Raw genomic sequence first — 25,426 nt, forward strand, 5'->3', positions numbered from 1 at the left:
TTTGTAATATCTACCATTTATAAAACAAATAATGAGTGAAAAATCAAGACTTGACGAAATAAAAGATGAACTGGAAATATTAGATATAAATCCTACCATTTTTGCCAGGAAAGAAATCCGTGCATTACCGGATGTACTTTCGGATAATGAAAAAATTGTGTACCTGGTTGAGGGAAGAAATAAACTGACCAACCATCATATCATTGTAGTGGCTACTGAAAGGAGGTTAATTTTTGTAGATAAAGAATTCATGTATGGACTGAAAGTAGAAGATTTTTCTTACGATAAAATAAGCTCCATACAATATGAGAAATCCTTAATGCTGGCTTCCATAGATATTCATATCTCGGATAATGTTCTTGAAATCGATAATGTTGGAAAATATTACGCAGAACTGTTTTGTGAGAAAGTAAGAGATTTTATGGCCCGTCCTAAAGAATATTTTCAAAGTAAACCAGAACCTACAGTTTTAGATCAGTTGGAACAGTTGGGAAGGCTAAGAAATAGTGGAATTTTAAGTGAAGAAGAATTTACTGAACAGAAAAAGAAACTGCTGGATCAGCTTTCGTAAATAATATTCAATCATGATGAACAACGTATCTTATGATATTATAGAGAAGTGGTTGAAGGCCTGGTCATTGTCGAGAAAGCTTCCCCTACCGGTAAGATATAAATCCGGTTTTAAAGTAGAAGTAGGTGAGGAAAAGCAAAAAATAAGATATGTTTTTCCTGGAATCAATGATGATTTCATTGAACTCTCGGAACAGATTGATGAACCGTGGATTTATCTCAAAGCCTGCGCTTCTTCAGATGAGGTAAAAAATAAGGTATCAGAAAATTGGATCATCCAGCCTTCCGGATATATGATGTGCTGTTTCAGGCCAATGAATATTTCCGGGAAAAACCTGTGCGAAGGCTATCGGCTTGAATATGAAAAGTACAGTTCCACAACAGCAGTTAAGATTATTGATGAAAACGGGGAGCTGGCTTGTATAGGCCGAATAGTACTTGTAGATGATCTGGCTGTATATGACAGGATTGTAACAGAAGAGAACCATCAAAGAAAGGGGCTTGCTACTTTTCTGATGCACAAACTTGAGAAAATTGCATTATCAAATGGTATCCACAACAATTTTTTAGTGGCAACAGAGCAGGGAAAATCACTGTATGAAACAATAGGATGGAAGCTTTACAGTTCTTATACATCCATTGTTATTCCCGGAATTTAATTGTTTGTAAAGATGTATAAAGTAAAAACATTTACTAAATTAGCATTAAACAAATACCATGGAAAATTACCTGGAAATCAATAAAAATTCCTGGAATGCCAAAGTAGATCCGCATCTGAAATCGGATTTTTATTTTGTAGATGAGTTTCTAAAAGGGAAAAGTTCCCTCAATTCAATAGAGCTGGAACTTTTGGGAGATATTAAAGGCAAAAGTATTCTGCATCTGCAGTGTCATTTCGGACAGGATTCTATTTCACTGTCAAGAATGGGAGCTCATGTCACGGGTATAGATCTGTCTGACAAAGCAATTGAAACAGGAAAAGAACTTGCTCTGAAATGCGGTACAGATACAATATTTCTCTGTTCAGATGTGTACAGTCTTCCGGACATTCTTGATCAGAAATTCGATATGGTCTATACAAGCTACGGTGTAGTAGGCTGGCTTCCTGACCTTGATAAGTGGGCTGGTGTCATCAGTCACTTTTTAAAACCGGGCGGAAAAATTATAATGGCAGAATTTCATCCCGCAGTCTGGATGTTTGATGATGAGTTTACAACAATTGCCTACAATTATTTCAATGAAAAGCCTATTATTGAGACCTACGAAGGAACCTACGCTGATAAATCTGCAGATATTGTTCAGGAATATGTGATGTGGAATCATTCTTTAGCTGAGGTTCTTCAGAGTCTTATAAAATATAATATAGAGCTGGAAATTTTTCAGGAATTTGACTGGTCACCGTATCCGTGTTTTAACCATGTGGAAGAATTTGAAAAAGGTAAATGGAGAATTTCAAAATTTGGTAATAAATTACCGTTGGTCTATGCTTTGAAAGGGCAGAAGAAATAATTTTTAAGCCAGTAGCTATAACATAAAAAAGTCATTCTAATCCTGAGATTACAATGACTTTTCATATATGAATGTTAAAAAAACTAATCTGCTTTTAGAATGAATCCTCAGCTTTTGTTTTAGCTTCGTCTACTTTATTCTGAACCTGAGAGGCAACATCATTGGCTTTGTTTTTCACATCATTTCCCCATTTGTTCAGGTTGTCCTTTGCCGTATTGATTTTATCTTTTACAGCCTGCTTTTCTTCAGGTGTAGAATTCTTGTATTTCCAATATGCTAAAGCACCTACCCCTAGTAAGGCCAATAGCCCTTTTGTTTTATTTCCCATGATTTTTATTTTTAATGATTTATATTAAAACTTGTTACTGATAAACATGTAAAATACGTGCCAAAAAATTAAATAGGATAATAAAAAAATGTTAAAATTATTGAAAGACCTGAAAATTCTCTCCATCAAAACTTGCAAAGACCATAGTAGGATAAGAATCCTGATGATAGATATTTCCGTCTTTATCAATAGCGATGGCCCCTGCGAAGCCGTCTATGGTTTTAAGCTCTTCAAATGTTTTATGAAATGCCTGCTCAAGACTCATTCCGTCGGTGGTTCTCGTTACGATCTTTGCCGCAGTAGCATTGCTTACAATATCTTCTCCTACACCCGTACAGCTCACGGCACAAACCGAATTGGCATAATTTCCGGCTACCGTTGCCGAATCTGAAATTCTTCCCGGGATCTCAAAGCCTTTTCCGCCGGTAGAGGTTGCTACGGCCAGCTTTCCATCTTTATCAAGAGCAACACAGCCTACCGTTCCTTTTCCGCCATTACTAAGCTTGGCTTCATATTCACTTCTTCTCTGAGGAATTTCCGTTGAGAAGTTCTCGAAGCCGTGTTCAGAGGCATAGATTTTTGCGCCATTACCGCCCAAAACCCTATCATCCTCATTGATCAGTTCTTTCGCTACAAAAATTGGATTCTTTACATCCTGAAGATTGATTACACCGCTTAACTTCTGCGTTTCTCCATCCATAATCGCAGCGCTCATGCGGATCACACCGTCACTTTGTATCTGAGAACCAATACCAGCATTGTACAACGGATCGTCTTCCAGAAGAGAAACAGCATAAGCTGCCGTATCAAAAGCGGAATGGGTCTGAAGATATTCAAAAGCCTTTTGGGCAATCTGTTTTAAAGAGTTCTGCTTTGCTGCTTTTACTTCATGACTTTGATCGCTTTCAGAGAAAAAACCGCCGTGGATAATAATTTTCATAGGATTATATTTTGTCAATTGTGAAAAGTCAATTGTCAATTTTAAAGTTAAGTATAATAATTATGATTGGTGAAATTCTTATTCACCATTCTCTACGTTATTTATCCTGTGGGATAGGATTAAACTGTGAGTTCTCAATCGTAAGCTTCTTTGTGGTAAGGTCGTAATGATCATTCATAGACATGACATGTACCGTAAGATTATCAATTGAAATAGGTTCACCCAGATTGATATTCGTAAGGTTGGTATCTTTAATGAATCTTCCGTCCACCAGGATCACAAGGCCAGAACCTACAGCCGTCATAATATCATTATGGATAAAAAGCCCGGTATCTTCACCAAGTCCTATACCTAATGTTCTCGGATTATTGACTACAGCCTGAAAAAGACGTCCGATTCTGCCGCGCTGTACGAAGTGTGTGTCAATAATTACATTGTCGATCAGGCCCAGCCCTTGAGTCGTTTTAATTTCGCCCTTTAAAAGAGATTCGGAACTGCTTCCCTGATAGATCATATTTTCAGAAGCCGCAGCGGCTCCGGCAGAAGTCCCGGAATAGATGAAATCCTGTTCCTGATATTTCAGTAAAATGGTATCATGAAATCTCGTTCCGCCAAGAATAGAAGTCAGTCTGAGCTGATCTCCACCGGTGAACATCACGACATCTGCTGCATTGGCTCTTGCAGCCATAGCGTCAGAATTGGCCTCTTCACGGTTGTGGATGTCAAGGATATTTACATTTTTGGCGCCAAGAAATTCAAAAGCTTTTTTGTATTCTGTGCCTACAATTTGTGGGATCTGGGAGGCGGTGGTTACAATTTCGATGACAGAATTTTCCTTAAGCTTAGATTCATTAATGATCTTTCTTAAGATTCCTCTTTCAAAAAAGTTAAGGTTTTTTTCAATATTCTGGTCGAAATCGGTTTCTGCAAAGCTTCCTTTGTTTACAGCTCCTCCGATAATAATTAATTTTCCAACGGGTCTCATCATAGTGTGCAAATTTAAAAAATAATTAACATTTGGCGAAATTCATGCCACATTTTAATGATTTTTAATGTTTTAAAATTGTTAATTTATTTTAATTTTTTTTTGGGAATCTTTAAATGTGGTATAGTTTGGTTTAGGGTTTTACATTATCTTTGATTTTTGAAGGAGTTATTGTTAACTGATAAAATGCAAATAGATTATGAAAATTGAGAAGATACAGGCACTGAGAGGTCCAAACATCTGGAGTATCAGAAGAAAGAAGCTGATACAGATGAGATTGGATCTTGAAGAAATGGAAAATTATCCTACGAATAAAATCGACGGTTTCAGAGAAAGAATTGAAAAGCTGATCCCTTCTCTTTTCACCCACAGATGTTCTGAAGGAGTGGAAGGTGGATTCTTTCACAGGATAGAAACCGGAACCTGGATGGGACATGTCATCGAACACATAGCGCTCGAAATACAGACACTTGCAGGCATGGACGTAGGCTTCGGGAGAACCCGTGAGACAAAGTCACCGGGAGTATACAATGTTGTTTTTAATTATATTGAAGAAAATGCAGGTATCTATGCTGCTGAAGAAGCAGTAAATATTGCCAGGGCTTTAATCGATAATAAAGAATATGATATTAATGCCTGTATACAGAAATTGAAGGAGATCAGAGAACGTGTCCGCCTGGGGCCTTCTACGGGAAGTATCGTGGAAGAAGCTGTTTCCAGAAAAATTCCATGGATAAGACTGGGGACAAACTCTTTGGTACAGCTTGGATATGGTGTAAACCAACAACGTTTTCAGGCTACCATTACAGGAAAAACAAGCTCCATAGCAGTAGATATTGCATGCAATAAAGAACTGACAAAAAAAATGCTTCATGATGCTGCTATACCTGTTCCTATTGGGGACCTGGTAGTGGATGAAGAAGGCCTGGACAGCGTTATAAGAAGAATAGGCTATCCCATCGTTCTAAAACCTTTGGACGGAAATCACGGAAAAGGTTCTTCCATTAATGTAAATGATTGGGAAGCCGCAAAAATAGGATTGGAGCATGCTCAGAAATATTCAAGAAAAGTTATTGTAGAAAAATATATTACAGGATATGATTTCAGGGTTTTGGTCATTAACAATAAAATGGTTGCCGCAGCAAGGAGAGTGCCCGCACATGTTGTTGGAGACGGTGAGCTGAACCTTCAGGAGCTCATAGATAAAGAAAATAAGGATCCGAGAAGGGGGTATGGCCACGAAAATGTTCTTACTGAAATAGAAGTAGACAAAGATACACTGGAACTTCTTGAAAAGCTTCAATATACCCTGGAAACCGTTCCGCAAAGAGGAGAGGTTGTCTATTTGAAATCTACTGCTAATCTTTCTACGGGCGGTACATCCATAGATGTTACAGACATGGTACATCCTGAGAATATTACTATGGCTGAAAGAGTTTCCAAAATCATTGGCCTGGATGTCTGCGGTATTGATATCATGGCAGAAAACCTGACACAGCCACTTAAAGAAAGCGGCGCTGCTATTATAGAAGTAAACGCTGCCCCCGGATTCAGAATGCACCTGGCACCAAGCGAGGGTCTTCCGAGAAATGTAGCTGCTCCGGTGGTAGATATGCTGTATCCTCCGGGAAAACCATTTACAATCCCGATTATCGCTGTGACAGGAACGAATGGAAAAACAACGACAACAAGACTGATCTCCCATATTGTAAAAAGTAACGGCTACAGAGTAGGCTTTACGACTTCTGACGGTATTTATATACAGAATACAATGCTTTCAAAAGGAGATACTACAGGCCCGCTTTCTGCTGAATTTGTTCTGAAAGATCCTACGGTAGAATTTGCTGTTCTGGAAACTGCAAGAGGCGGAATCCTGCGTTCAGGCTTAGGGTATTCCCAGTGTGACATCGGTGTTTTAACGAATATTGAAGAGGATCATTTAGGAATGAATGATATTCACAATTTGAAAGACCTGACGAAGGTAAAAAGGGTTGTTCTGGATAGCGTAAAGAAAAACGGCTGGAGCGTCCTGAATGCTGATAACGAATATTCTATGAAGATTATTAATGATCTTGACAGTAATGTCGCGATCTTCAGTATGGATGAAAATAATCCTCATATTGTAAAATTTGCCAAAGAAGGAAAAATCACCTGTGTTTATGAAGAAGGTTTCGTAACAATCAAAAAAGGCGACTGGAAGATCAGAATAGGAAAGGCTAAAGATTTTCCAATCACCATGGAAGGCAAGGCCAGATTTATGATCGAGAATGTTTTGGCAGCAAGTTTGGCAAGTTATCTTTATGGTTTCGGGATTGAAGATATTTCCAATTCTTTAAGAACTTTTATTCCAAGTGCACAGCTTACACCGGGAAGATTAAATATTTTTAAATTCAAAAATTTTAAAGTTCTTATTGATTTTGCACACAATCCTTCAGGCTATGAAGCCATTGAAGATTATCTTAAAAATGTAGAATCTGCTAAGAAAATAGGTATTATTTCCGGCGTTGGAGACCGACGTGACAATGATATCAGAGAATGCGGAAAAATCGCAGGAAGAATGTTTGATCATATTATTATCAGAAATGAAAAGCATCTTCGCGGCAGAACTGAAGAGGAAATTAACGGATTAATCATTGAAGGAATGCAATCTTCCGGAAGGGATATCAGTTATGAAATTATTCCAAAAGAAATTGAAGCTTTAAAGCATGCCATGGGAATGGCTGAAGACGGTACCTTCATTACTGCTTTAAGTGATGTTATTTCCAATGCAATCGATTTGGTACAGGAATACCAGGCACGCGAGCTTCTGGAAGATGATAAAAATTCATAAAATAAATAATCTATACAAAACGGCTGAATTTTCAGCCGTTTTTATTTTAATAAAATCTCCATTTTACTTTTAATTATATTCCGACAAATAAGTATCAGCAGAATCTCTTTAATCTCTTTTAACGCAAAGTTTTATAAGCATATTTTACTTTAAAAGAATGCAAAGGAGGCGGCGTAGCCGCTGAGAAGCTGTATGAATAAAACGTTCGCTTAGTCGAATCAATGCAATTGATTCCGCCTTTGCATCCCTAAATATGGATAATTATTGTAAAACTTTGCGTTAAAAAATATAGATTAATTATTTTCAATCAAGCAGTAATTTTGTCTTTTGAAGATACGATTCCGTATTCTGTGAAAGATCAAGAAAGTATTCTACCTGCCATTTTTGAGTAGCTTTAGCCTGTTTATTTACCGTAAAATCCCAGCCAGGATATACTCTGATTCCTCTTTTACCAATCCTTTTATCATGGGACAAAATCCCTTTTTCTATCAGGATTTCTTTTGGAAATATAAAAATTCCTCTATTACTGTCCGTGGAAGCTGAAATTAAGTAGAAATCAAAGAGATCTTTAGAATCAAACGGAGACGTTTCCCCCTTTTCATTGCGTTTCCAGATGGTCACAAACTGACCGGTTTTAGTCGGTGTTATCTTCGCTGTACGGAATTTAATATTTAAATGGTTTAGAACAAAACTGCAACCCGAATACTCTTGGGCTTCTGTATCTTCTTCTACATTTAAAAGCTTCAGCCCAAGTGGCTGAAAAATCAGTTCATCAACATTTTTAAGATTCATGAGCAGTGTTTTTTATTGTTCCAATGAGTTCTTATCAGATATAAAGATTAGCATCGAAAGCTTACATTACAAAAATAGTAAATCCCCTGGACTCAGAAGCATTTGTTGTATTAATCAGGTTTTTGTTTATCGTGTTTTTTGATTTGTCAAATCATTCATCTCCAAAAAACGCATTAGAACTCCCGATCCAGATGGCATCTTTCTTATTAAAATCTACATTTACCATTGCCGCTTTAGTCATTCTTCCCAGATTTTCCAGCAGAATAGGGCGTTCATCATTTTCGTGCCAGATGTACAACAGTCGGATTTCTGCTTTTGAAAATTCTCCGTTTATGTCTTCAAAAATAGGCTCATACGTTACTTTTCTCTGTAAAATATAGTTTTCTTTATCTTCAATAGCCTCAGTGATTTCTTTCGTAGGACTTAAATTTACTCCGCTTCCTGCAAATGAAAACAGGGGTTTCAGGACAAAATTATCCAGACTTTCGGATTCCGGGAATTCGTGAAGAAAATAGCTCTTCGGAACGAATTGATGCTTCAGCATGGGAAGAAGAAATTTTGAAATCTTAAAGAACCAGTTGGGATGCGTAATCCATTTTACATCAATATCATCACGGAAATCGAATCCGGCTTTCAGATCCGGAATTCTATCCAGCTCATCAAAAATAACACGGTTATAGATTCTCTTGATCTCAACAGATTTTCCGTTGTTTTCATAAAACAGCTTTCTACCTTCTTTTTTTACTTTGGTCAGACACACGGTTTTTATTCCCAGTAATTGTTCTGTTAAAGCAAAATCAATTGCTGTTTTCTGTTTCTCCGGAAATATTTCAAGCAGAATGACATTTTCGGGGTTTTCATTTCCGATAATCAATTCTTTTAAATGATTTTTAAACTCAGAATGGGGCATTGTATGCCTGAGCTCGGAAAGAAATGGATAAACCTCACAGAATGTATCTTCAAAGGTTTTTTGAAAAGCATACAGTGACGGAAAAGCCTGCAGTTCGATCAGTTGAGGCTCAATTTCTCCGTTATCGCTTCGGCAGATCCCGAAATCAATCGTAAAAAAGTGAGGCTGAAGTGTGTCATTAGGTACTCGGCAGTTATCCGGAACAGCCTTGTAAAGTACTTCGGCAGGAAGGATTTTTATCTGGTCAATAATACTTTCACTCGCGTCAAGAAGCTTATTTTTAAATTCATTAGTAAGAAAGAGCGGGCTTTCTGAAATTCTGAATGCCGGTGCGGTATTTCCTTTTTCGGCAAGACTTTCTTTAAGCTGATTATATTTTTCCTGCGAAAATTCCTGATTGAACTGTTTTCTGTATTTTGGGATCATATTTTTTCTTTGTGGTTTTGATTTTAAAAAATCGAGCAGTAGTGCCCGATTTAATTTGTTCTGGTTATTGCAATATCTTTTTAATAATGCTTCGGCTTCGCTCAGCATAACATCTCTAATACTGACTGTTATCTTTTCAGCATTGCCACACTGAGCAAAGTCGAAACATTTATTAAAGGCTAAGCTAATGCCTTATTTCCTTTCAAAATGTTTTTTTTTGCAGACTGAAGGAATCTCGGAAGAATCTGGTTTCTGGTAAGGATGATCTTGTCTTCATCATCTATTCTGTCTACCGTTTCAAGATATTTCTCCATGCCGAAGTTCTCAATCATTGCTGTTTTATTTTTTTCGTCTTTAAGATTTTCGATCATGCCTTTAGGATCAGCTTCCGGATGAAACTGTGTCCCGAATATCTCATCTGAAAAACGTACAGCCATTACAGCTCTCTCCAGGTTGATATGAGGTCTGAATTTCTCGATAGCCGTGATTTTCATTCCCAACTCATCAAAACGCTTCATATCCGGTTCAATGAACTGGTATGCTCTGGAATCTACAGCATAAAAAGGATCCTGAAGATTTTTAAATAAAAATTCCTGCTCGCTTTCCTCTGTTTTGTGAACCGGCATTACCCCGAAAGAATAAGATCTTCTTTTACAGATATTCCCAAGTTTCCAGTGAATGCTTGCCAATTGGAATGAATGGCAGATCAGGAACAGATATTTTTTATCTTCATTATGTTTATTGTGCTCTAAAACAGCATCCAGAAAAGCGGCATACCTGTCTTCCCATTCCAGACCTTCTCTGTGTGGGTTTCCGGGCCCGCCTGAAGAAATAAAAATGTCAAAATCTTCAATGTTGGGTATTTCATTCTTAAACCTTACATCAAATGTTTCGATAGTCACATTGTCTTCAGAGCTCTGTTGGAATGCTTCTGAAATCTCTTTAATATTTCTAAAGCCTTGATTGACATGGTTGTTGTTCATATCAACCAGAGCGATTCGAATATCTTTCATACTACTTCATATTTTTTGCAAAGTTACCAAAAATATTATGAAGCCGTTTCGCCATGTGTTATGCCATACTCCGTTTCAGAGATCATATAATCAACCACTTTGGTAAGATCTCCGGTCTCATGAAACACCCTAAGCTGTCTGTCGGCGCCCGTTCCGTTTTCCAGAATGGTCCAGGCATATTCGACCTCTTTTCTGCAGTCCAGATCATCTACAACATCATCAATAAATTCCAGAAGTTCCTTCAGCAGATGTGGGTAAGGAACAGACTCCTCTTTCCCGAAATCAATGAGATGGGCTTCAATGCCGCTTTTAGACGCTCTCCATTTGTTTTCGTTCAGCAGTAATCTTCTATAGCTTCTGAAACTTAGATTCTGTTGATGAAGTTTATAGATTTTTGCCACCAGACTCTGCATAATGGCAGCCATACAAACCGTTTCTTCTATCCTTAAAGGCATGTCGCAAATCCTGAACTCAATAGTAGGGTAGAACGGGTGAACACGCAGATCCCACCAGATTTTTTTGGCATTATCTATAGTTCCTGTTTTTACCAGAAGCTCTACATAGCTGTCAAACTCAGCTAATGAATTGAAATAGCTGGGAATACCGGTTCTTGGGAATTTTACAAAAATTTCCTGCCTGTAAGACTTGAAGCCTGTATTTCTTCCGATCCAGAAAGGAGAGTTGGTGGAAAGTGCATAAACGTGAGGAAGAAAATAACGCATCACATTCTGAATCCTTACTCCTTCTTCACGGTTGGGGATTCCGATATGAACGTGGAGTCCGAAAATTAAATTTCCGCGGGCTACATCCCCCATGTCATCTACAATCTTGTTGTAACGCTCACCGTTTGTGATGGTATTGTGTTCCCAGTTTGAAAAAGGATGGGTTCCGCCTCCGGCTACCCGAAGGCCCTGTTCATGAGCTGTGTTGATTAAATGTCTTCTAAGGTTTGTCAGTTCCGCCCTGGCTTCTTTGATATTCTGGCAGATGCCGGTTTCCATTTCGATCATTGATTCATGCATTTCGTGTTTTAAATTTTCACTTAAAACAGCCTTTCCACCTTCAATGATCTTCGAAACATGAGATATTAAGTCTCTGCTCTCCACATCAATGATCTGATATTCTTCCTCGATTCCTATAGTAAACTGATGCATTTTTTTTCGTGTTTTTTATTTTTTTAATGGTTATTTTACAGAATCTTTTACAAAAGTTCCCCAGGAGATATTAGGTTTTCCCGGAACATATTCTTTTGCTTTTTCAATGGCCAGTTTAGCTGAATGCTCTACAATCCATGCAAAATTTTCTTCGCCCACAGAATTCTTATCTGCATCCGGAGCAGGATTACAGAAATCTATTGCATATGGAATTCCGTCTCTGATAGCAAATTCTACCGTATTGAAATCGTAGCCTAAAGCTTCGTTCATCGTAATCGTATAATCGTGGATCGTTTTTAACAGTTTTTCAAGCTCCTCTCCTTTGGTCTGATGCGTTGTGGCATACCTTAGGTGAGGCAGATTACGTGGCTCGTAAGGCATAATGTGAACATATTTTTTGCCCAGACAGTAAACCCGGTAATAATCATCGAAAACAATTTCTTCCTGTACCATCATCACCAGCTGTTCTGTTTCGCTTAACTTCTCCCATAAATCCTCTGGATTTTCCACTCTGTACACGCTTTTCCATCCGCCGCCGTCATGAGGTTTCATATAGGCAGGAAATCCTACGTAATTGAAAATATATTCCCAGTCGTGAGGGAATTTCAGGTTTCTGAATGATGTTTCCGAAGTGTCGGTAGGTCTTTCATGCGAAGGAAGAAGTACAGTTTTAGGAAGAGGAATCCCAAGTTTTGTCATCAGCGCATTATTGAAGAACTTTTCATCAGCGCTCCACCAGAAAGGATTATTGATTACATAAGTTCCGTTAAGCGCGGCATTTTTCAAATAAGCTCTGTAAAAAGGAACATCCTGCGAAATTCTGTCGATAATGACTGCATAGCCGTAATCAGCTCCCTGCTCCAGTTTGTCGATATTAACTGCTTCAGCAATGATTTCTCCACCACCCAGTTCATTTACTTTGTCGATAAACGCCCAAGGAAATGTATCTTCCATACCGAATAGAATTCCCACTTTTTTTGCCATAATTTCTGTTTTTAAATTGGTGTAAATGTATTTTTATCTTTAATATGCTGTTTTCAGGAAAAAAATGCTCCTATAAATGTTGGAAAAACCATTCTCCATAACGGCCAGTCGTGATTGATCCATTTTTTCTCATCATACCAGAAATCAATCCCTTTCGAGCTTAATATTTCTGCCATTTCAATATTTTTATCTCTGCAGATGTCCTGGTCAGAAGTGCTTAGGACAATATGCATATGCTTGTATTTCCAGGCTTCATCATTCTTTACAAATTCCTTCGGACAGTTAAAATAAACAAGCTCATCCGAGTATCCATCCATGAAATTTCTGATGCTGAAGGCTCCGGAAAGGCAAAAAAGGTGTGAAACCACATCCGGGAATCTGAAAGCAAAATTTGCGGCATGATAACCTCCGAAACTTGCGCCGGCCACTGCGACACGGTGTGTTTTATGGAGCTTCTGGATATACGGTATAAATTCCTGGATCAGAAACTGCATATACAGCTCATAGTTCTTTATTCTTTTCTGGGGTGAAATCTTTTCATCATAAAAGCTCCATGCATCAATAGTCTGGACATTATAAAGTTTTACTTTTCCCTGCTCTATAAACCAGTTGATGCTTCCGTTGAGATGGAAATCATGATTTTGGGTATATTGCCCCTGAGAAGTGGGAAACATAATGATGGGATGTCCGTAATGCCCGGTAACTTCTATTTTAAGGCTTGTTCCTAATATATTGGAGTAGTAATCTGTATGTTCTATATGCGGCATTGATAAATTTCTTTTATTATACTGTGTTTAGCTTGTTAGTTTACTTTTGGGTGGCAGGATATTCAGCATCTCAGCCTGGATCTTTTCGGCAGCGCTGTCTAATCTTTCCTGTATAATGTCCGGATCGGTGGATTTGTAAACAATTCCGACATGATAATCAATAGGAAGATATTTTATGGCTTCTTCACTGTCAAAAACACTGTAATCGGGATCTTTGTCCTTGATCAGAGCAACGATAAGCCCCGAATAGTAGCCCGTAGGTTTTGATGCCTGGTAAGTTTTCCCACGCAGAAGAGCATCTTCAATTTTTGCCCATTCCCGCCAGATATTGATATTACTGGAAGCTTCTACAAGATCCGGAATGTGAGCACCGCCAACCCTGGAGGATGTTTCAAGGAAATACCATTTTCCGTCCGCTTTTCCACGGATAAATTCAGTATGAGTAGCTCCGTTTAGCAATCCGAAACTTGAAAGCACTTTAGCATTCACTTCATCAAGGGCTTTAAATTCATCAGAATATCTTCCCAGTGTTTTGGATCTGAATACGCCGCCTTCATGAGAAACCTGCATAGGAGGGGCAAGATATTTTGAAGCTGATGTAAATACAATTTCTTTATTAAAAGTGAGGCTGTCCACATGATAAACATCTCCCGGTTTAAAACTTTCCAGTAAAAAAAGATGACGTTCTTCACCCAGAGCATTCAGTTCGTCCCAAAGCTCATCTTTGGACGAAAACTTTTTAATGCCGGAGGCTGATGCTTCTGACCGTGGCTTTAGTACCCACGGAGCCGGAACTTTCTCTATAAAGCTGTTTACTTCATCATTATTAAAAACTGCTGTAAACTCAGGAACACTGATTCCTGAATCTTTTGCCTTCTGGCGCATAGCCAGCTTATCCCTGAAATACCGGTGGGTAGTCTGTCCCATCCCGGGAATACGGAATGTTTCTCTGATCAGCGCAGCCTTTTCTACATCATAATCGTCAAGAGCCACTACAGCATCTACTTTTCTGGTTTTCATAAGATGTGAAAATCCCTGGACCAGATGTTCCATATTCCAGACAGACGGTCGTAGTTCAGACATATAAAATACCTCATCAATAGCGTGCCATGGCCAGTTTTTTTCCTTAAGGCCCTCTGATGTTACCAAGATGATTTTATTACCGAGCTTCTTCATTTCGTCCATGAAGTCATAGCCCTTGTAATAGCACGAAATACATACTATTGTTTTCTCCTCCATATAATGTTTTTTAGCTTTTGGTGAATTATCAAAAATAAAAGCAATTTTTTATTGATTAATTAACGTTAAATAACCATTATATACTGCTTTTTTGAAAATACACAATCAAGTATACAGAGAATTTTTCTAAAAAACTAATTTTTAATGATAATTTTCAATTAAATCGGCCAGCAGCTGCACTCCAAAGCCGGTTGCGGCTTTTTCCTTTGAGTATCCCGTACTTCCAAAAGCAACGCCTGCAATATCCAGATGTGCCCATTTAGGGTGGTTTTCAATAAACTGTTCCAGAAATTTAGCGGCAATGATACAGTCACCGATAGGTTTCATAGAAATGTTTTTCAGATCTGCGACATCAGACTGTATATCATCTTTCCATACCTCCCACAAAGGAAGATTCCATACCCTTTGGTTGGTATTGTCTCCGGTTTTTATCAGAAGATTTCTCAGCTCATCATGGTTGGAGAACATGGCTCCGCAGGTATCACCGAACATTCGGACAGAGCTCCCCGTTAAAGTGGCAAGGTCAATCAGAAAATCCGTTGTATAGTTTTTAGCAAGATAGGAAAGTCCGTCGGCGAGGATCATTCTGCCTTCTGCATCTGTATTAAGGACCTCGATGGTTTTTCCATTATAAGCCGTAATGACATCGCTTGGAAGAAAAGCGTTTTCAGAAATGGCATTGTCCGTGATAGGAAGTACGGCAACTATATTCACCGGAAGCTTCATTTCTGCGGCATAGATCAGGGTTCCGATAACTGCCGTGGCACCCCCCATATCAGATTTCATATAATGCATATTGTCCGGATTTTTCAGGGAAATACCTCCTGTATCAAAAAGGACACATTTCCCTACCAGCCCGAATGTTTTGGCATTTTTAACGGTAGTTTTGTATTCTATAATGGTAAAAGCGGCATCATAGGCACTTCCCTGGTTAACTGACAGATAAGCACCGAGACCAAGCTCTTCACATTTTTTTCTGTTGAATGCGGTATATTTTAATTCATATTTCTTGGCCAGGTTTTTCAGAAACAGGCTTAAGATATCAGGTTTTTTTAAATTGGCTGGCTTATTCAGCCATTCCTGACAGGCTGTTTGTCCGTTGGCCAATGCTTCGGCTCTTGAACTGATTACATCCAGCTTTTTCTGGCTTAGGTTTTCAAAATGGATCTCCAGTTTTGGATTCCAGAAAGCATGCTTTTTATCAAAAGGATAGCTGTATGTTCCTAAAAGTAAACCTTTTATGAACTCTTCAAACTGTTTCTCATTCAGAAAATCTGCTAAAATGAGGCTAGGAACGGCCTGAAGCTTGTCTTTTTGTGTTTGGGAGAATTTAACGGCTACCTGCTGAACCTCGAAATTCTGTAGCGTAGATTTCCCCAATCCAATCAGATACATGATACTTTCCTCATCGGTATGAATGAAAACCTCATGCTTCTTTCCGGAGAAAAAAGAAGAAATATTTTTATTGTAATTCTTGCTGGATTTTGTCCATTCTTCCTCTGTGAAAAGGTGGAAAACCTGCGTATATTTTTTATTTTTTTTGTTGATCAGTTTCATAAGCTTAATTTTTAATGCTCTGTTGTTGTGGTTTTACTTCTACCGGATTTTCTGTGTTGTCATAGAACAGCCACTCAATGGCTCTGGGAAACTCCTGAGACCAGTAAAATTCACTGTGGGTTCCTTCCGGATTGATGCTGGTTCTGAATTCAAAGTCAAAAAGATTCTTTTTTTCCCAACGTTTTAAATATTCTTCAAAAACATGAATTCTTTTTACCATTTTGGAACCTTCCTGGCCACCTCCATACAGGTATATTTTGGTTTTAAAAGGTACCCTGAAGCTCATCATCGGAAAATTATTGTTAGGTTCCACCCAGAGTGAAGGGGAGAAGATCAGCAGTTTAGAATATACTTCAGGATAAAGAAATCCGCTGTAAATACTGATCAGTGCACCTAAAGAGCTGCCTCCGATTCCTGTATTGTCACGGTCTTTTTTTGTGCGGTAATGTTCATCTACAAAAGGTTTTAAAGTATCCGTAATAAAGCGGATGTATTTTTTTCCTTCTGAGCCGTTTGCAATATTGTCATTGTCAAAGATATATTCCTTAATACGCTCTTCACTGCCGTGTTCTATCGCAATGATAATAACATCGCCACGTCCGTATTCTGCCAGAATAGACAGTTTTTTGTCGATTTCCCAGTTTCCGTACCCGCTTCCTTCGTTGAAGAGATTTTGGGCATCCTGAAGATAAAGCACAGGATAGCTTTTATCGGATACATAGTAATCATAAGGCAATACGGCCCAGACCTTCCGGTAACGTTCAAGCTGCGGAATATAGAATTCCTCGGAAATAACTTCTGCAATGGGGAAATACTCTTTTTTAAAAGGTCCCCAGTTGAGCCTCCATTTTTCTATGACATCAGATGTTTTTTCTGCTGTTTTTTCAGCTTTCCGGTTGGGAGTAATATTTCCGTATTTATCGAGCTCCACATTTTCCCAGCCTCCTTTTGTGAATTTGTATTCTACGGTATCAGGAAGTATTTCGCTGTCAATCTCTATGAAATAATTGTGCGGATCCAGCTGTTTAAGCTGATAATTGTAATCTCTGGGGTTCCAGTTGTTGAAATTTCCGGTGATGTATACCGTTCTGTCGTCGCTTTCTTCAGTATAAAGTTCAAACCTCATCCTATGTGTTTAATATAATTTTGAAGCTAAATTTATAAAAAAGATTGTTTTAAAATCATAAAAAAATAAATAGAAAAAATAATATATTTGATAATTGTGCCCAAAAGTGGGAAATTAACATAATAATTATTTGATCAATTATTAGTCATTATTGCTGGGAATTTTCGTAGTTTCAGAGAATAATAAAGTATAACTATATCTTGATGAATTCTGTTAAAACCTATACACTGTTCACGGATCATGATATCTACCTTTTCAAAGAAGGCAGACATTATAAGCTGTATGGGAAATTTGGAGCACATTCTGTTGAAAAAGAGGGTGTAAAAGGCGTCTATTTTTCAGTTTGGGCTCCCAATGCAAAAAAAGTTTCTGTTATAGGAAATTTCAATAACTGGAATCATAAAGATCATATTCTGTTTCCGCGGTGGGACGGGTCGGGAATCTGGGAAGGATTTATTTCCGGACTTACCTGGGGTACATTGTATAAATATGCTGTAGAAACTGCCAGAGGTGAAATTCTGGAAAAAAGTGATCCTTATGCTTTAAGCTGGGAACAAAATCTGCAGGCAGCCTCGCTGGTGTCCACAACATGGTATGAATGGAGTGATGAAGAGTGGATGACAAAACGCTGGAAAAGCAACAGCCTGAACGCACCGATATCTGTGTATGAACTTCATTTAGGTTCCTGGATAAGGCAAAGTGACGCTCCGGATAAATATTTAAATTACCGTGATATTGCTGACAAATTAGTTCCTTATGTAAAGGAAACAGGCTTTACCCATGTAGAATTCATGCCTGTCATGGAATATCCGTACGATCCGAGCTGGGGATATCAGATTACCGGGTTTTATGCAGCCACCTCACGTTTCGGTTCACCACAGGATCTGATGTTTCTGATTAATGAACTTCATAAAAATGATATTGGGGTTATTTTGGATTGGGTGCCGTCTCATTTTCCGGGAGATGCCAACGGGCTTCACCGTTTTGACGGTTCCTATCTTTATGAGCATGAAGATCCCAGAAAAGGATTTCATCCCGACTGGAAGTCTTATATTTTCAATTATGGCAGAAATGAGGTAAAGTCTTTCCTGATCTCCAATGCGATGTTCTGGCTGGAGCGTTATCATGCCGACGGACTTCGTGTAGATGCAGTCACCTCTATGCTTCATCTTGATTATTCACGAAACGAAGGAGAATGGGAACCCAATATTGAAGGGGGAAATGTAAATCTTGAAGCCAAGGCTTTCCTGCAGGAATTCAATACAGCAGTATATAAAGAATTTGGTGACAGTATTGTTACGATCGCTGAGGAAAGTTCGGATTTTCCTATGCTTACAAAGCCCGTTCATGATGGCGGAGTAGGTTTCGGAATGAAATGGATGATGGGATGGATGCATGATACGCTGGATTATTTTAAAGAAGCCCCTGAAAACAGAAAATACCACCACCATAAAATCACTTTTGCATCCGTATACATGTATAATGAAAATTATATGATGCCGCTGTCGCATGATGAAGTCGTGCACGGAAAAGCGAGTCTGATCTATAAAATGCCGGGTGACGAATGGCAGAAATTTGCCAATCTCCGTACACTATATGTCTATATGTATAGCCATCCCGGAGCCAAACTTCTCTTTATGGGAGACGAATTTGCACAGACCGGTGAATGGAATTTTACCAGAAGCCTCGACTGGCATTTGCTTCAGTATCCGGTTCATAAAGGAATACAGACACTCATCAGAGATCTGAATCATTTGTACAGGAAGGAGGCTGCTTTTTATGAAAATCAATTTGATAAAAACGGATTTGAATGGGTGGAAGCAGATGATCTCGAGAATTCGGTGTATGTCTATCTCAGAAAAGGTAAAAGAAGAGACGATGTATTGATGGTTGTTCTCAACATGATTCCACAGGTTTTGGAATATACCATCGGAGTCAATGCAGGAACCCACTGGGAAGTTATATTTAATTCAGATGATCAGAAATATGGCGGAAGCGGTGTAGATGCTGATATTCTGAATGAAAAGCAGGAAGAATGGATGAGGCATCCAAAAGCTGTTACAATTAAACTTCCGCCAATGGCAGGAATTATTTTAAGACAGAGAAAAGATAAAAAATATAAATTACAGAGAATAAAACTACATAAGAAATAATCATTATGATGACGGTTAAAAAAGAGGTTGATGAAATACAAATGAAAGTGAAATTATGGTAATATATCATTTAAGTACAGAGTGTTATCCGGTAGCAAAAGTAGGTGGTCTTGCAGATGTGGTGGGAGCACTGCCGAAGTATCAGAATAAAATAAAGGGAATAGATGCCAAGGTTGTAATGCCCTGGTATAATAAATCTTTTATTCATGATCACGAGTTTGACATAGTTTTTGATGGTTTTATTCATCAGGGAGAGAATATGCTTCAGGTTCAGGTCATGAAGGAGACAACGGATGCTTTGGGATTTGAATTGTATATGGTGAAAATTCCCGGGCTTTTAGACAGGGAAAATCCTTACGGATATCAGGATGAAAGCTTCCAGTTTTTAGCTTTTCAGCATGGAGTGCTTCACTGGCTGAGTGCTATGAAGATCCGTCCGGATGTATTGCATTGCCACGATTATCATACAGGTCTGGTGCCTTTTATGACCCAGCACTGTCCTGAATTTGAATTTTTGAAAGGAGTGAAAACTATCGGGACCATCCACAATGGAGAGTACCAGGGAATGATGAGCTGGAATATGGCGAATTATATGCCATTTTTTGATTCCTACAAATGGGGACTGATGGACTGGAACGGATTGATGAATCCACTGGCAAGCATGATTAAATGTGCAGATGCTTTTACAACCGTTTCTGAAGGCTATCTCGAAGAACTGTTTATCAGCTTCCGCGGACTGGAAAGCCTGGTGCGCCAGGAATTCGGAAAAGCATACGGAATCATCAACGGGATTGATACGGAAATATGGAACCCGGAGACAGATCCGATGCTGGATTTTAATTTTAATATTAAAAATGCAGTAGCCCAAAAGAAAAAAAATAAAGAAAAGCTCTGCAAAGAATATGGTTTGAAACCGGAACTTCCTCTATTTGCTTTTATAGGAAGATTTGCCACCGAAAAAGGAGCCGATTTCCTGCCGGATGTAGTCTGGAGAAGCATTAAACAGAGTTATGGCGCACTGAATATTATGATCCTGGGTTCCGGAGATGCTTATATTGAAAATAAGCTTAAGGAATATACCTACACGTATACCAATTTTGCACTGGATCTGGGATATAAAGAATATCTTTCCCACAAGATTTATGCCTCCGCAGACTTTCTGCTGATGCCATCGAGAGTGGAGCCGTGCGGACTTAACCAGATGTATTCTATGAGGTACGGGACTGTTCCCGTTGTAAGATATACCGGAGGCCTCAGAGATACAGTGGAAGATATTTCAACCGGAGGGGCAGGATTGAATTTTACCTACCCGGGAGTAGATGATATAGTACATGCCATGAACAGGGCATTGGGGATCTATAACCAAAAAGGAGTTATGGAAGACCTTATCAACGCCAATATGAAATTTGATTTTGCATGGGAGAAATCTGCAGAAAAATATATAGCTTTATATAATAACTGATGTCATGAAAGTTTCCGGATCTCTTTTGCTGATTATGATCATGATTTTTTCATGCAAAGAAGATGATGGAAATTACCATGGCGGATATTATTGGATTTATACTTACGGATATCCGAGAATGGCTTTTTATGAGGCAGCGGAAGGCCTCTCTGAAAAATGGAAAATTAAATATTATGCTGTTTCAGGATGTACGATCAGCCAAAAAGAGATGCATAATGCAGATGCAGAAAATAAAAGGACCTACACTGCAATTGAAAAAAAATTCGGGAAGAACTGGAAAGAAAAATACAATAAGGATATTGATGATTTCGTAGTGAAGAAAGTAGATGTCATGGATGTTCTGATTACGAATAAATTATTCAGGGATGAACTTAAAAAACATTATATAGAAATTTATAATGTAGACAAAGAAGTGTTTGAACTCAATAATGAAGGTGAATTTAGGGTCATTGTGTATAATAATGAACTCAAATACGAAAATAAAGAGTGCTTTAGATTAGCGGTAAATACTAAGAAAAAAACAGTAAATTTAATTCAATAAAACGCAAGATACCTATGAAACGAAATGTAATCTCCATTGTTTTGGGAGGCGGCAGAGGGACAAGATTATTCCCGTTAACATATTCAAGATCGAAACCGGCAGTTCCTATTGCAGGAAAATACAGGCTGGTAGATATTCCTATTTCCAACTGTCTGAATTCGGGACTCAATAAGATCCTTGTTTTAACGCAGTTCAATTCAGCTTCCTTAAATTCACATATCAAAAATTCTTATCACTTTGATATTTTCAGCAAAGGATTTGTAGATATTCTCGCAGCAGAGCAGAATGTTGAAAATGACAGCTGGTATCAGGGAACTGCAGATGCTGTCCGCCAGTCGATGAAGCATCTGGAAAAATATGATTATGACTATATCCTGATCCTTTCCGGTGACCAGCTTTATCAGATGGATTTCAGGGAAATGCTCGATTTTCATATTGAGAATGGTGGCGACGTGACAATTGCGACTATTCCCGTGGTGGCAAAAGATGCTACAGGATTCGGGATCTTAAAGTCTGATGATGACGGTAATATCACGTCCTTCTATGAAAAACCGGAATATGAGGTTCTGGACAGCTTAAAATCTGAAGTTTCAGAAGAAAATAAGCGTAAAGGAAAAGAATATCTGGCATCGATGGGTATTTATATTTTCACGAGAACCATTCTGAAAAAAATGTTCGAAGATGGAGCCGGGGATGATTTTGGGAAAGATATCATTCCAAATTCTATAGGGAAATATAAAACACTGAGCTACCAGTATGAAGGCTACTGGACAGACATTGGAACCATAGAATCTTTCTACGAAGCCAACCTGGATCTGTGTCAGGATTTTCCGCAGTTTAATCTGTTTTCCTCTTCACCCATTTATACAAGAGCAAGGATGCTTCCGCCGTCCAAAATTAACGGTTCTTACGTAAGTAAAGCTGTTTTCGGGGACGGATGCATCATTATGGCCGATAAGATTGAAAATTCCGTGATTGGAAACAGAACCAGAATAGATAAAGGAAGCACCATCGTCAATTCTTACGTGATGGGTGCCGATTTTTACCAGAATACGACCGAAATTGTACTCAATGACAGAAACGGATATCCGAATATGGGAATCGGAAAATACTGCTATATTGAAATGGCTATTCTTGATAAAAACTGCTATATCGGCGACAATGTGAAGATTATTGGCGGAAAACATATTCCGGACGGCGACTATGGAACCTATTCCGTTCAGGATGGAATTGTAGTGGTGAAAAAAGGAGCTGTGCTTCCTTCGGGAACCCATATAGGTTAATAAAAAGATGTGACTAATTGACTAGTCTGACTAGTTCTCAATAAAAAAGAGGAGACCAATAAAGGTTTCCTCTTTCTGTATATAGTAAGCTTCACGCTTTTATTGAGAAAGCAGTTTTAAGGAATATTCTAACTCCGGATCTTTCTGTTCCTTTAATGATTTTAAAAAATAATCACTTTTAATACTATGATCAGGGATTACCCCTGTGCAGTGGGCAACATTTTCTTTATCATTACTGTTAAAGAAAATTTCCGTCCGCGGAATGGAAAGGGTGGATTTAGTATTAGGGAGCCTGTAAGATAGAAACCATGCAGCAGTGGTGAAATTACTGCATGAGCCTGTTTCTTTTCCCACAATTTCTCCTCTTTTTTCAGTTTTGAATAAAGAAGCAAAATAAGTGGCAGCAGAAAACGTACGGTTATTGGTCAACAATAAAGTTTTGCCGTCAAAAAACAATCCATCTCTTGGGTAGCTTTTTATATAAGTGTTATCAAGCCTTGAATTTCCAAAATAATAGTCTCCTTTTTCTCCTTTGTCAAAGCGCTGTCTCATAAAATTATTCAGATCCGTAATGTCTTTATCTGAATAATACTGGTTGGTTTGAGGATCTATCAGATAGTTGGTATAATTGATATCAACAACTTTAGTTCCGTATTTATACTCATTATTAAAGCTTTTCTCTGCTGCTATAAAAGAATATAATAATGCTACGTTACTGATGGCACCACCTGAATTATTACGGATATCTATGATAAGTTTTTTAGATTTCAGATCCCTTATTTCCTGGAAATATTTTTTTAATCTTTCGTAAAAAAAGCTTTCATCGTAGGAGAAAGATTTTACCGATAAATAATACGTTTCCGGATCTATTTTATAACCGTAAATTCCGTAGTTTTCCGAAACTAAGTCAATGGGGAGTACAGCATGCTTGGTTTCGTAATAATACTGAGGATATTGTATGCCACTTACTTTCACTGTCTTCTGCGCTCCGTTTAAAGCTCTATATTTTAAAGTATAATCATTGGTGCGGTTTTTTAAAATAAAAGGAATATTGAAAGATATATCCAAATCTTCCACTTTAATATTTCCGTCTGCAGCTTTAGGAATTCTTTTCAGAATAGTATCCGCGCTTAAACCATTAATTTCGGTGATCTCACTGCCTGTTTCAATAGCATATTTGTTAGCTCCGTTTACATATATAGCACCATTATGTACATACGTTGAAAGAGGGAAATAGGAGATGGAATTCATAACATCCTCAAAATAATTGGAATCAGTGCCAAAAGAACTGTGACCATCACCAATGATTCTTGTAGGGTTGTTAATCAGCAAATTGATATAGCCCGGATTTTTTTTAATTTCATTACGCAGGGAATCCAGCTTTCTGGTAATGGTTTCTTTGCTATGAAACCTGTAAGGATTAGGATGTTGTTTTTGGATAATGTCAACTGCAATATCAAAATCTTTGAGATAACCGTCTTCTGGGATCTCTGAAATTGAATACTGGGAAAAGCCCGTTGAAAAAAGTAAAATAAAAGGAAATACAAATAACTTCTTCATAGAAAAATATTTAATTTTAGGCTTTTTCATGCATCAAAAAATATACCGTTATTCAGTGTTTAAAAGTGGAGTTATTTTTATAAAATAGCATATTAATAATTAAAATTGCTAATAATAATGAGCTTTTTTAAAAAAGTGTAATTTGAATAATTCACTTTTTTATATAGTAGTTTATTTTTGAAATGATCTTTTTCAAAATAACTGAGATATTGGTTACTTTTTTTATTTGTCTTACTTTTGCGTGATGCGTTTTTTTAAAGTTATAGCCGTAATTCTTGTTCTTGTGGTAGGAGCCTATGCTGCTTCCATGTATTTTTTCGTGGACGAAAACAAGGATTTTAAGATAGAAAAAGAAGTAGATTATCCCATAGATAAAGTCTTTTCCCAGTTTAATAATCTTCAGCATTTTACCCGCTGGAACAATTTTTTCACAAGTTCACCATCAATCGATATCGATTATTATACCCCTTACGAAGGCCAGGGAAGTGCAATAAGCTATGTAGATCCGAAAAACGATACGGACGGGGAAATGTTCATCCGCTATGAAAACCCCGCTAAAAGCTTGAGATATCAGCTTTTTGAAGACAGAAATGAAAGCCCAACAGTGGTGGATGTCCAGTTTAAGCCTGTTTCTGCAGATAAAACAAAGATTACATGGTATGTGCACACGCCTAAACTCTCCGTGTTCAGAAGAGTGGAAAATTTCTGGACAGAAGACCGTTTTGCCGAAAATATTAATAAAAGCATGGTCAATCTGAAAAATGTACTGGGCAATAAGGTGGAAAAAGACAACCAGATGGCCTCCATCAAATATGATAGTCTTATGGTGGAAAATGAGGAAGATAAACTGTTGCTGGGTATCAATGTAAGTGCATCAAACAAGAAAGAAGCTTTGTATAAAAACATCGTTATGAATTACAGCAAGGTTTATAACTATGTTACCATGGATCTTGGTAAAAAAGACGATGAATTCGGCTTTCCGGTCCTGATTACCGATGCCGATAACTACAAAGACAAAGAAGTTTCTTATTTCATGGGAATTCCCCTTTCCAAAAAGATAGGAGTTCCGGATAACAATTTCAATTTCCGGACTGTAAACCCTTCCCAAAATTATGTGATGTACTACAAAGGAAGCTATGAAGGAAGAATACGGGCAGTTCAGCAGCTGATTCAGAAGGCGAAAAAAGACGAGATGCGCTTCGGAGATATCCGTCAGACCTTTATTGAACGTCCCATTGAAGGGCAGGAGGTGAATATTAAGCTCTCATTATCAGTGTTTAAGTAATTTTTTTTCGAT

At 38.0% G+C, this 25,426-nt stretch carries 22 protein-coding genes; 9 read left to right on the forward strand and 13 right to left on the reverse strand.

Annotated features, from left to right (window positions below; translation table 11 throughout):
• The first annotated feature begins 31 nt into the window (after positions 1 to 31).
• Genes J4Q03_RS03975 through J4Q03_RS03985 form a run of 3 tightly spaced genes read left to right on the forward strand, consistent with a single transcriptional unit; the run spans position 32 to position 2,079 of the window.
• On the forward strand, positions 32 to 571 hold the full coding sequence (locus J4Q03_RS03975; RefSeq protein WP_426046911.1) for a PH domain-containing protein: 540 nt from the start codon (positions 32 to 34) through the stop codon (positions 569 to 571).
• 13 nt (positions 572 to 584) lie between these two features.
• Positions 585 to 1,229, forward strand: a complete 645-nt coding sequence (locus J4Q03_RS03980) for a GNAT family N-acetyltransferase (RefSeq protein WP_426046912.1) — start codon at positions 585 to 587, stop codon at positions 1,227 to 1,229.
• Positions 1,230 to 1,287: 58 nt separating this feature from the next.
• Positions 1,288 to 2,079, forward strand: a complete 792-nt coding sequence (locus J4Q03_RS03985) for a class I SAM-dependent methyltransferase (protein WP_426046913.1) — start codon at positions 1,288 to 1,290, stop codon at positions 2,077 to 2,079.
• Positions 2,080 to 2,173: 94 nt separating this feature from the next.
• On the opposite strand, the gene J4Q03_RS03990 is transcribed toward J4Q03_RS03985, so the two are convergent.
• The 3 genes from J4Q03_RS03990 to J4Q03_RS04000 all read right to left on the reverse strand — a co-directional run bounded on the left by J4Q03_RS03990 (position 2,174) and on the right by J4Q03_RS04000 (position 4,335).
• Positions 2,174 to 2,407 carry a YtxH domain-containing protein gene (locus tag J4Q03_RS03990; protein ID WP_306843007.1) on the reverse strand — a complete coding sequence of 78 codons (234 nt, stop codon included), beginning with the start codon at positions 2,405 to 2,407 and terminating at the stop codon, positions 2,174 to 2,176.
• A gap of 97 nt (positions 2,408 to 2,504) precedes the next feature.
• Positions 2,505 to 3,347, reverse strand: a complete 843-nt coding sequence (locus tag J4Q03_RS03995; RefSeq protein WP_426046914.1) for an isoaspartyl peptidase/L-asparaginase — start codon at positions 3,345 to 3,347, stop codon at positions 2,505 to 2,507.
• A 97-nt stretch (positions 3,348 to 3,444) separates the two neighbouring features.
• Positions 3,445 to 4,335 (reverse strand): cyanophycinase, encoded by an 891-nt coding sequence (locus J4Q03_RS04000; RefSeq protein WP_373426874.1) that lies wholly within the window; start codon positions 4,333 to 4,335, stop codon positions 3,445 to 3,447.
• A gap of 196 nt (positions 4,336 to 4,531) precedes the next feature.
• Here J4Q03_RS04000 and cphA point away from each other — a divergent pair, with 196 nt between their 5' ends.
• Positions 4,532 to 7,162 (forward strand): cyanophycin synthetase, encoded by a 2,631-nt coding sequence (gene cphA, locus J4Q03_RS04005; protein ID WP_426046915.1) that lies wholly within the window; start codon positions 4,532 to 4,534, stop codon positions 7,160 to 7,162.
• Positions 7,163 to 7,465: 303 nt separating this feature from the next.
• Here the strand turns inward: cphA and J4Q03_RS04010 are convergent, their stop codons facing one another.
• The 9 genes from J4Q03_RS04010 to J4Q03_RS04050 form a co-directional block, all read right to left on the reverse strand.
• The gene (locus J4Q03_RS04010; RefSeq protein ID WP_426046916.1) at positions 7,466 to 7,954 is read right to left on the reverse strand and encodes a MepB family protein; all 489 of its coding nucleotides are present in this window, start codon (positions 7,952 to 7,954) and stop codon (positions 7,466 to 7,468) included.
• A gap of 151 nt (positions 7,955 to 8,105) precedes the next feature.
• A complete protein-coding gene (locus J4Q03_RS04015; protein ID WP_426046917.1) occupies positions 8,106 to 9,290 on the reverse strand; it encodes a hypothetical protein in 1,185 nt (394 codons plus the stop codon).
• 179 nt (positions 9,291 to 9,469) lie between these two features.
• Positions 9,470 to 10,303: a type 1 glutamine amidotransferase gene (locus tag J4Q03_RS04020; protein WP_426046918.1), complete on the reverse strand. Its 834-nt coding sequence runs from the start codon at positions 10,301 to 10,303 to the stop codon at positions 9,470 to 9,472.
• A gap of 35 nt (positions 10,304 to 10,338) precedes the next feature.
• A complete protein-coding gene (locus J4Q03_RS04025; RefSeq protein ID WP_426046919.1) occupies positions 10,339 to 11,457 on the reverse strand; it encodes a carboxylate-amine ligase in 1,119 nt (372 codons plus the stop codon).
• 30 nt (positions 11,458 to 11,487) lie between these two features.
• Complete coding sequence (locus J4Q03_RS04030; RefSeq protein WP_426046920.1) at positions 11,488 to 12,441, reverse strand: ATP-grasp domain-containing protein; 954 nt, start codon at positions 12,439 to 12,441, stop codon at positions 11,488 to 11,490.
• A gap of 53 nt (positions 12,442 to 12,494) precedes the next feature.
• The gene (locus J4Q03_RS04035; protein ID WP_426046921.1) at positions 12,495 to 13,208 is read right to left on the reverse strand and encodes an alpha/beta hydrolase-fold protein; all 714 of its coding nucleotides are present in this window, start codon (positions 13,206 to 13,208) and stop codon (positions 12,495 to 12,497) included.
• A 27-nt stretch (positions 13,209 to 13,235) separates the two neighbouring features.
• Entirely contained in the window at positions 13,236 to 14,447 is a 1,212-nt protein-coding gene (locus J4Q03_RS04040) for an ATP-grasp domain-containing protein (protein WP_426046922.1), read from the reverse strand.
• A gap of 141 nt (positions 14,448 to 14,588) precedes the next feature.
• The gene (locus tag J4Q03_RS04045) at positions 14,589 to 16,004 is read right to left on the reverse strand and encodes a leucyl aminopeptidase family protein (RefSeq protein ID WP_426046923.1); all 1,416 of its coding nucleotides are present in this window, start codon (positions 16,002 to 16,004) and stop codon (positions 14,589 to 14,591) included.
• 4 nt (positions 16,005 to 16,008) lie between these two features.
• Complete coding sequence (locus J4Q03_RS04050; protein ID WP_426046924.1) at positions 16,009 to 17,130, reverse strand: alpha/beta hydrolase-fold protein; 1,122 nt, start codon at positions 17,128 to 17,130, stop codon at positions 16,009 to 16,011.
• A gap of 203 nt (positions 17,131 to 17,333) precedes the next feature.
• Between J4Q03_RS04050 and glgB the strand changes: the two genes are divergently transcribed.
• The 4 genes from glgB to J4Q03_RS04070 are packed head-to-tail and all read left to right on the forward strand — an operon-like array spanning position 17,334 to position 22,569.
• Complete coding sequence (gene glgB, locus J4Q03_RS04055) at positions 17,334 to 19,283, forward strand: 1,4-alpha-glucan branching protein GlgB (RefSeq protein ID WP_426046925.1); 1,950 nt, start codon at positions 17,334 to 17,336, stop codon at positions 19,281 to 19,283.
• A gap of 55 nt (positions 19,284 to 19,338) precedes the next feature.
• A complete protein-coding gene (locus tag J4Q03_RS04060) occupies positions 19,339 to 20,745 on the forward strand; it encodes a glycogen synthase (protein ID WP_426046926.1) in 1,407 nt (468 codons plus the stop codon).
• 4 nt (positions 20,746 to 20,749) lie between these two features.
• Entirely contained in the window at positions 20,750 to 21,286 is a 537-nt protein-coding gene (locus tag J4Q03_RS04065; RefSeq protein ID WP_426046927.1) for a hypothetical protein, read from the forward strand.
• A 14-nt stretch (positions 21,287 to 21,300) separates the two neighbouring features.
• Positions 21,301 to 22,569, forward strand: a complete 1,269-nt coding sequence (locus J4Q03_RS04070; protein ID WP_426046928.1) for a glucose-1-phosphate adenylyltransferase — start codon at positions 21,301 to 21,303, stop codon at positions 22,567 to 22,569.
• A gap of 99 nt (positions 22,570 to 22,668) precedes the next feature.
• Here J4Q03_RS04070 and J4Q03_RS04075 read toward each other — a convergent pair whose 3' ends face one another.
• Entirely contained in the window at positions 22,669 to 24,129 is a 1,461-nt protein-coding gene (locus J4Q03_RS04075) for a S41 family peptidase (RefSeq protein WP_426046929.1), read from the reverse strand.
• A 244-nt stretch (positions 24,130 to 24,373) separates the two neighbouring features.
• On the opposite strand from J4Q03_RS04075, the gene J4Q03_RS04080 reads away from it, so the two are divergent.
• The gene (locus J4Q03_RS04080) at positions 24,374 to 25,414 is read left to right on the forward strand and encodes an SRPBCC domain-containing protein (RefSeq protein ID WP_426046930.1); all 1,041 of its coding nucleotides are present in this window, start codon (positions 24,374 to 24,376) and stop codon (positions 25,412 to 25,414) included.
• The last annotated feature ends 12 nt before the right edge of the window (positions 25,415 to 25,426 follow it).

The organism is Chryseobacterium sp. NFX27, from assembly GCF_049887855.1.
Lineage (GTDB): Bacteria > Bacteroidota > Bacteroidia > Flavobacteriales > Weeksellaceae > Chryseobacterium.

What these genes read in the sequence shown, in the direction of transcription:
- J4Q03_RS04015 (WP_426046917.1), bottom strand. Translation starts at nt 9,290, where the DNA reads ATGATCCCAAAATACAGAAAACAGTTCAATCAGGAATTTTCGCAGGAA.
- cphA (WP_426046915.1), top strand. Translation starts at nt 4,532, where the DNA reads ATGAAAATTGAGAAGATACAGGCACTGAGAGGTCCAAACATCTGGAGT.
- J4Q03_RS04025 (WP_426046919.1), bottom strand. Translation starts at nt 11,457, where the DNA reads ATGCATCAGTTTACTATAGGAATCGAGGAAGAATATCAGATCATTGAT.
- J4Q03_RS04070 (WP_426046928.1), top strand. Translation starts at nt 21,301, where the DNA reads ATGAAACGAAATGTAATCTCCATTGTTTTGGGAGGCGGCAGAGGGACA.
- J4Q03_RS03995 (WP_426046914.1), bottom strand. Translation starts at nt 3,347, where the DNA reads ATGAAAATTATTATCCACGGCGGTTTTTTCTCTGAAAGCGATCAAAGT.
- J4Q03_RS03985 (WP_426046913.1), top strand. Translation starts at nt 1,288, where the DNA reads ATGGAAAATTACCTGGAAATCAATAAAAATTCCTGGAATGCCAAAGTA.
- J4Q03_RS04075 (WP_426046929.1), bottom strand. Translation starts at nt 24,129, where the DNA reads ATGAAGAAGTTATTTGTATTTCCTTTTATTTTACTTTTTTCAACGGGC.
- J4Q03_RS04060 (WP_426046926.1), top strand. Translation starts at nt 19,339, where the DNA reads ATGGTAATATATCATTTAAGTACAGAGTGTTATCCGGTAGCAAAAGTA.
- J4Q03_RS03975 (WP_426046911.1), top strand. Translation starts at nt 32, where the DNA reads ATGAGTGAAAAATCAAGACTTGACGAAATAAAAGATGAACTGGAAATA.
- J4Q03_RS03980 (WP_426046912.1), top strand. Translation starts at nt 585, where the DNA reads ATGATGAACAACGTATCTTATGATATTATAGAGAAGTGGTTGAAGGCC.
- J4Q03_RS04065 (WP_426046927.1), top strand. Translation starts at nt 20,750, where the DNA reads ATGAAAGTTTCCGGATCTCTTTTGCTGATTATGATCATGATTTTTTCA.
- J4Q03_RS04010 (WP_426046916.1), bottom strand. Translation starts at nt 7,954, where the DNA reads ATGAATCTTAAAAATGTTGATGAACTGATTTTTCAGCCACTTGGGCTG.
- J4Q03_RS04000 (WP_373426874.1), bottom strand. Translation starts at nt 4,335, where the DNA reads ATGATGAGACCCGTTGGAAAATTAATTATTATCGGAGGAGCTGTAAAC.
- J4Q03_RS04020 (WP_426046918.1), bottom strand. Translation starts at nt 10,303, where the DNA reads ATGAAAGATATTCGAATCGCTCTGGTTGATATGAACAACAACCATGTC.
- J4Q03_RS03990 (WP_306843007.1), bottom strand. Translation starts at nt 2,407, where the DNA reads ATGGGAAATAAAACAAAAGGGCTATTGGCCTTACTAGGGGTAGGTGCT.
- J4Q03_RS04080 (WP_426046930.1), top strand. Translation starts at nt 24,374, where the DNA reads ATGCGTTTTTTTAAAGTTATAGCCGTAATTCTTGTTCTTGTGGTAGGA.
- J4Q03_RS04045 (WP_426046923.1), bottom strand. Translation starts at nt 16,004, where the DNA reads ATGAAACTGATCAACAAAAAAAATAAAAAATATACGCAGGTTTTCCAC.
- glgB (WP_426046925.1), top strand. Translation starts at nt 17,334, where the DNA reads ATGAATTCTGTTAAAACCTATACACTGTTCACGGATCATGATATCTAC.
- J4Q03_RS04050 (WP_426046924.1), bottom strand. Translation starts at nt 17,130, where the DNA reads ATGAGGTTTGAACTTTATACTGAAGAAAGCGACGACAGAACGGTATAC.
- J4Q03_RS04035 (WP_426046921.1), bottom strand. Translation starts at nt 13,208, where the DNA reads ATGCCGCATATAGAACATACAGATTACTACTCCAATATATTAGGAACA.
- J4Q03_RS04040 (WP_426046922.1), bottom strand. Translation starts at nt 14,447, where the DNA reads ATGGAGGAGAAAACAATAGTATGTATTTCGTGCTATTACAAGGGCTAT.
- J4Q03_RS04030 (WP_426046920.1), bottom strand. Translation starts at nt 12,441, where the DNA reads ATGGCAAAAAAAGTGGGAATTCTATTCGGTATGGAAGATACATTTCCT.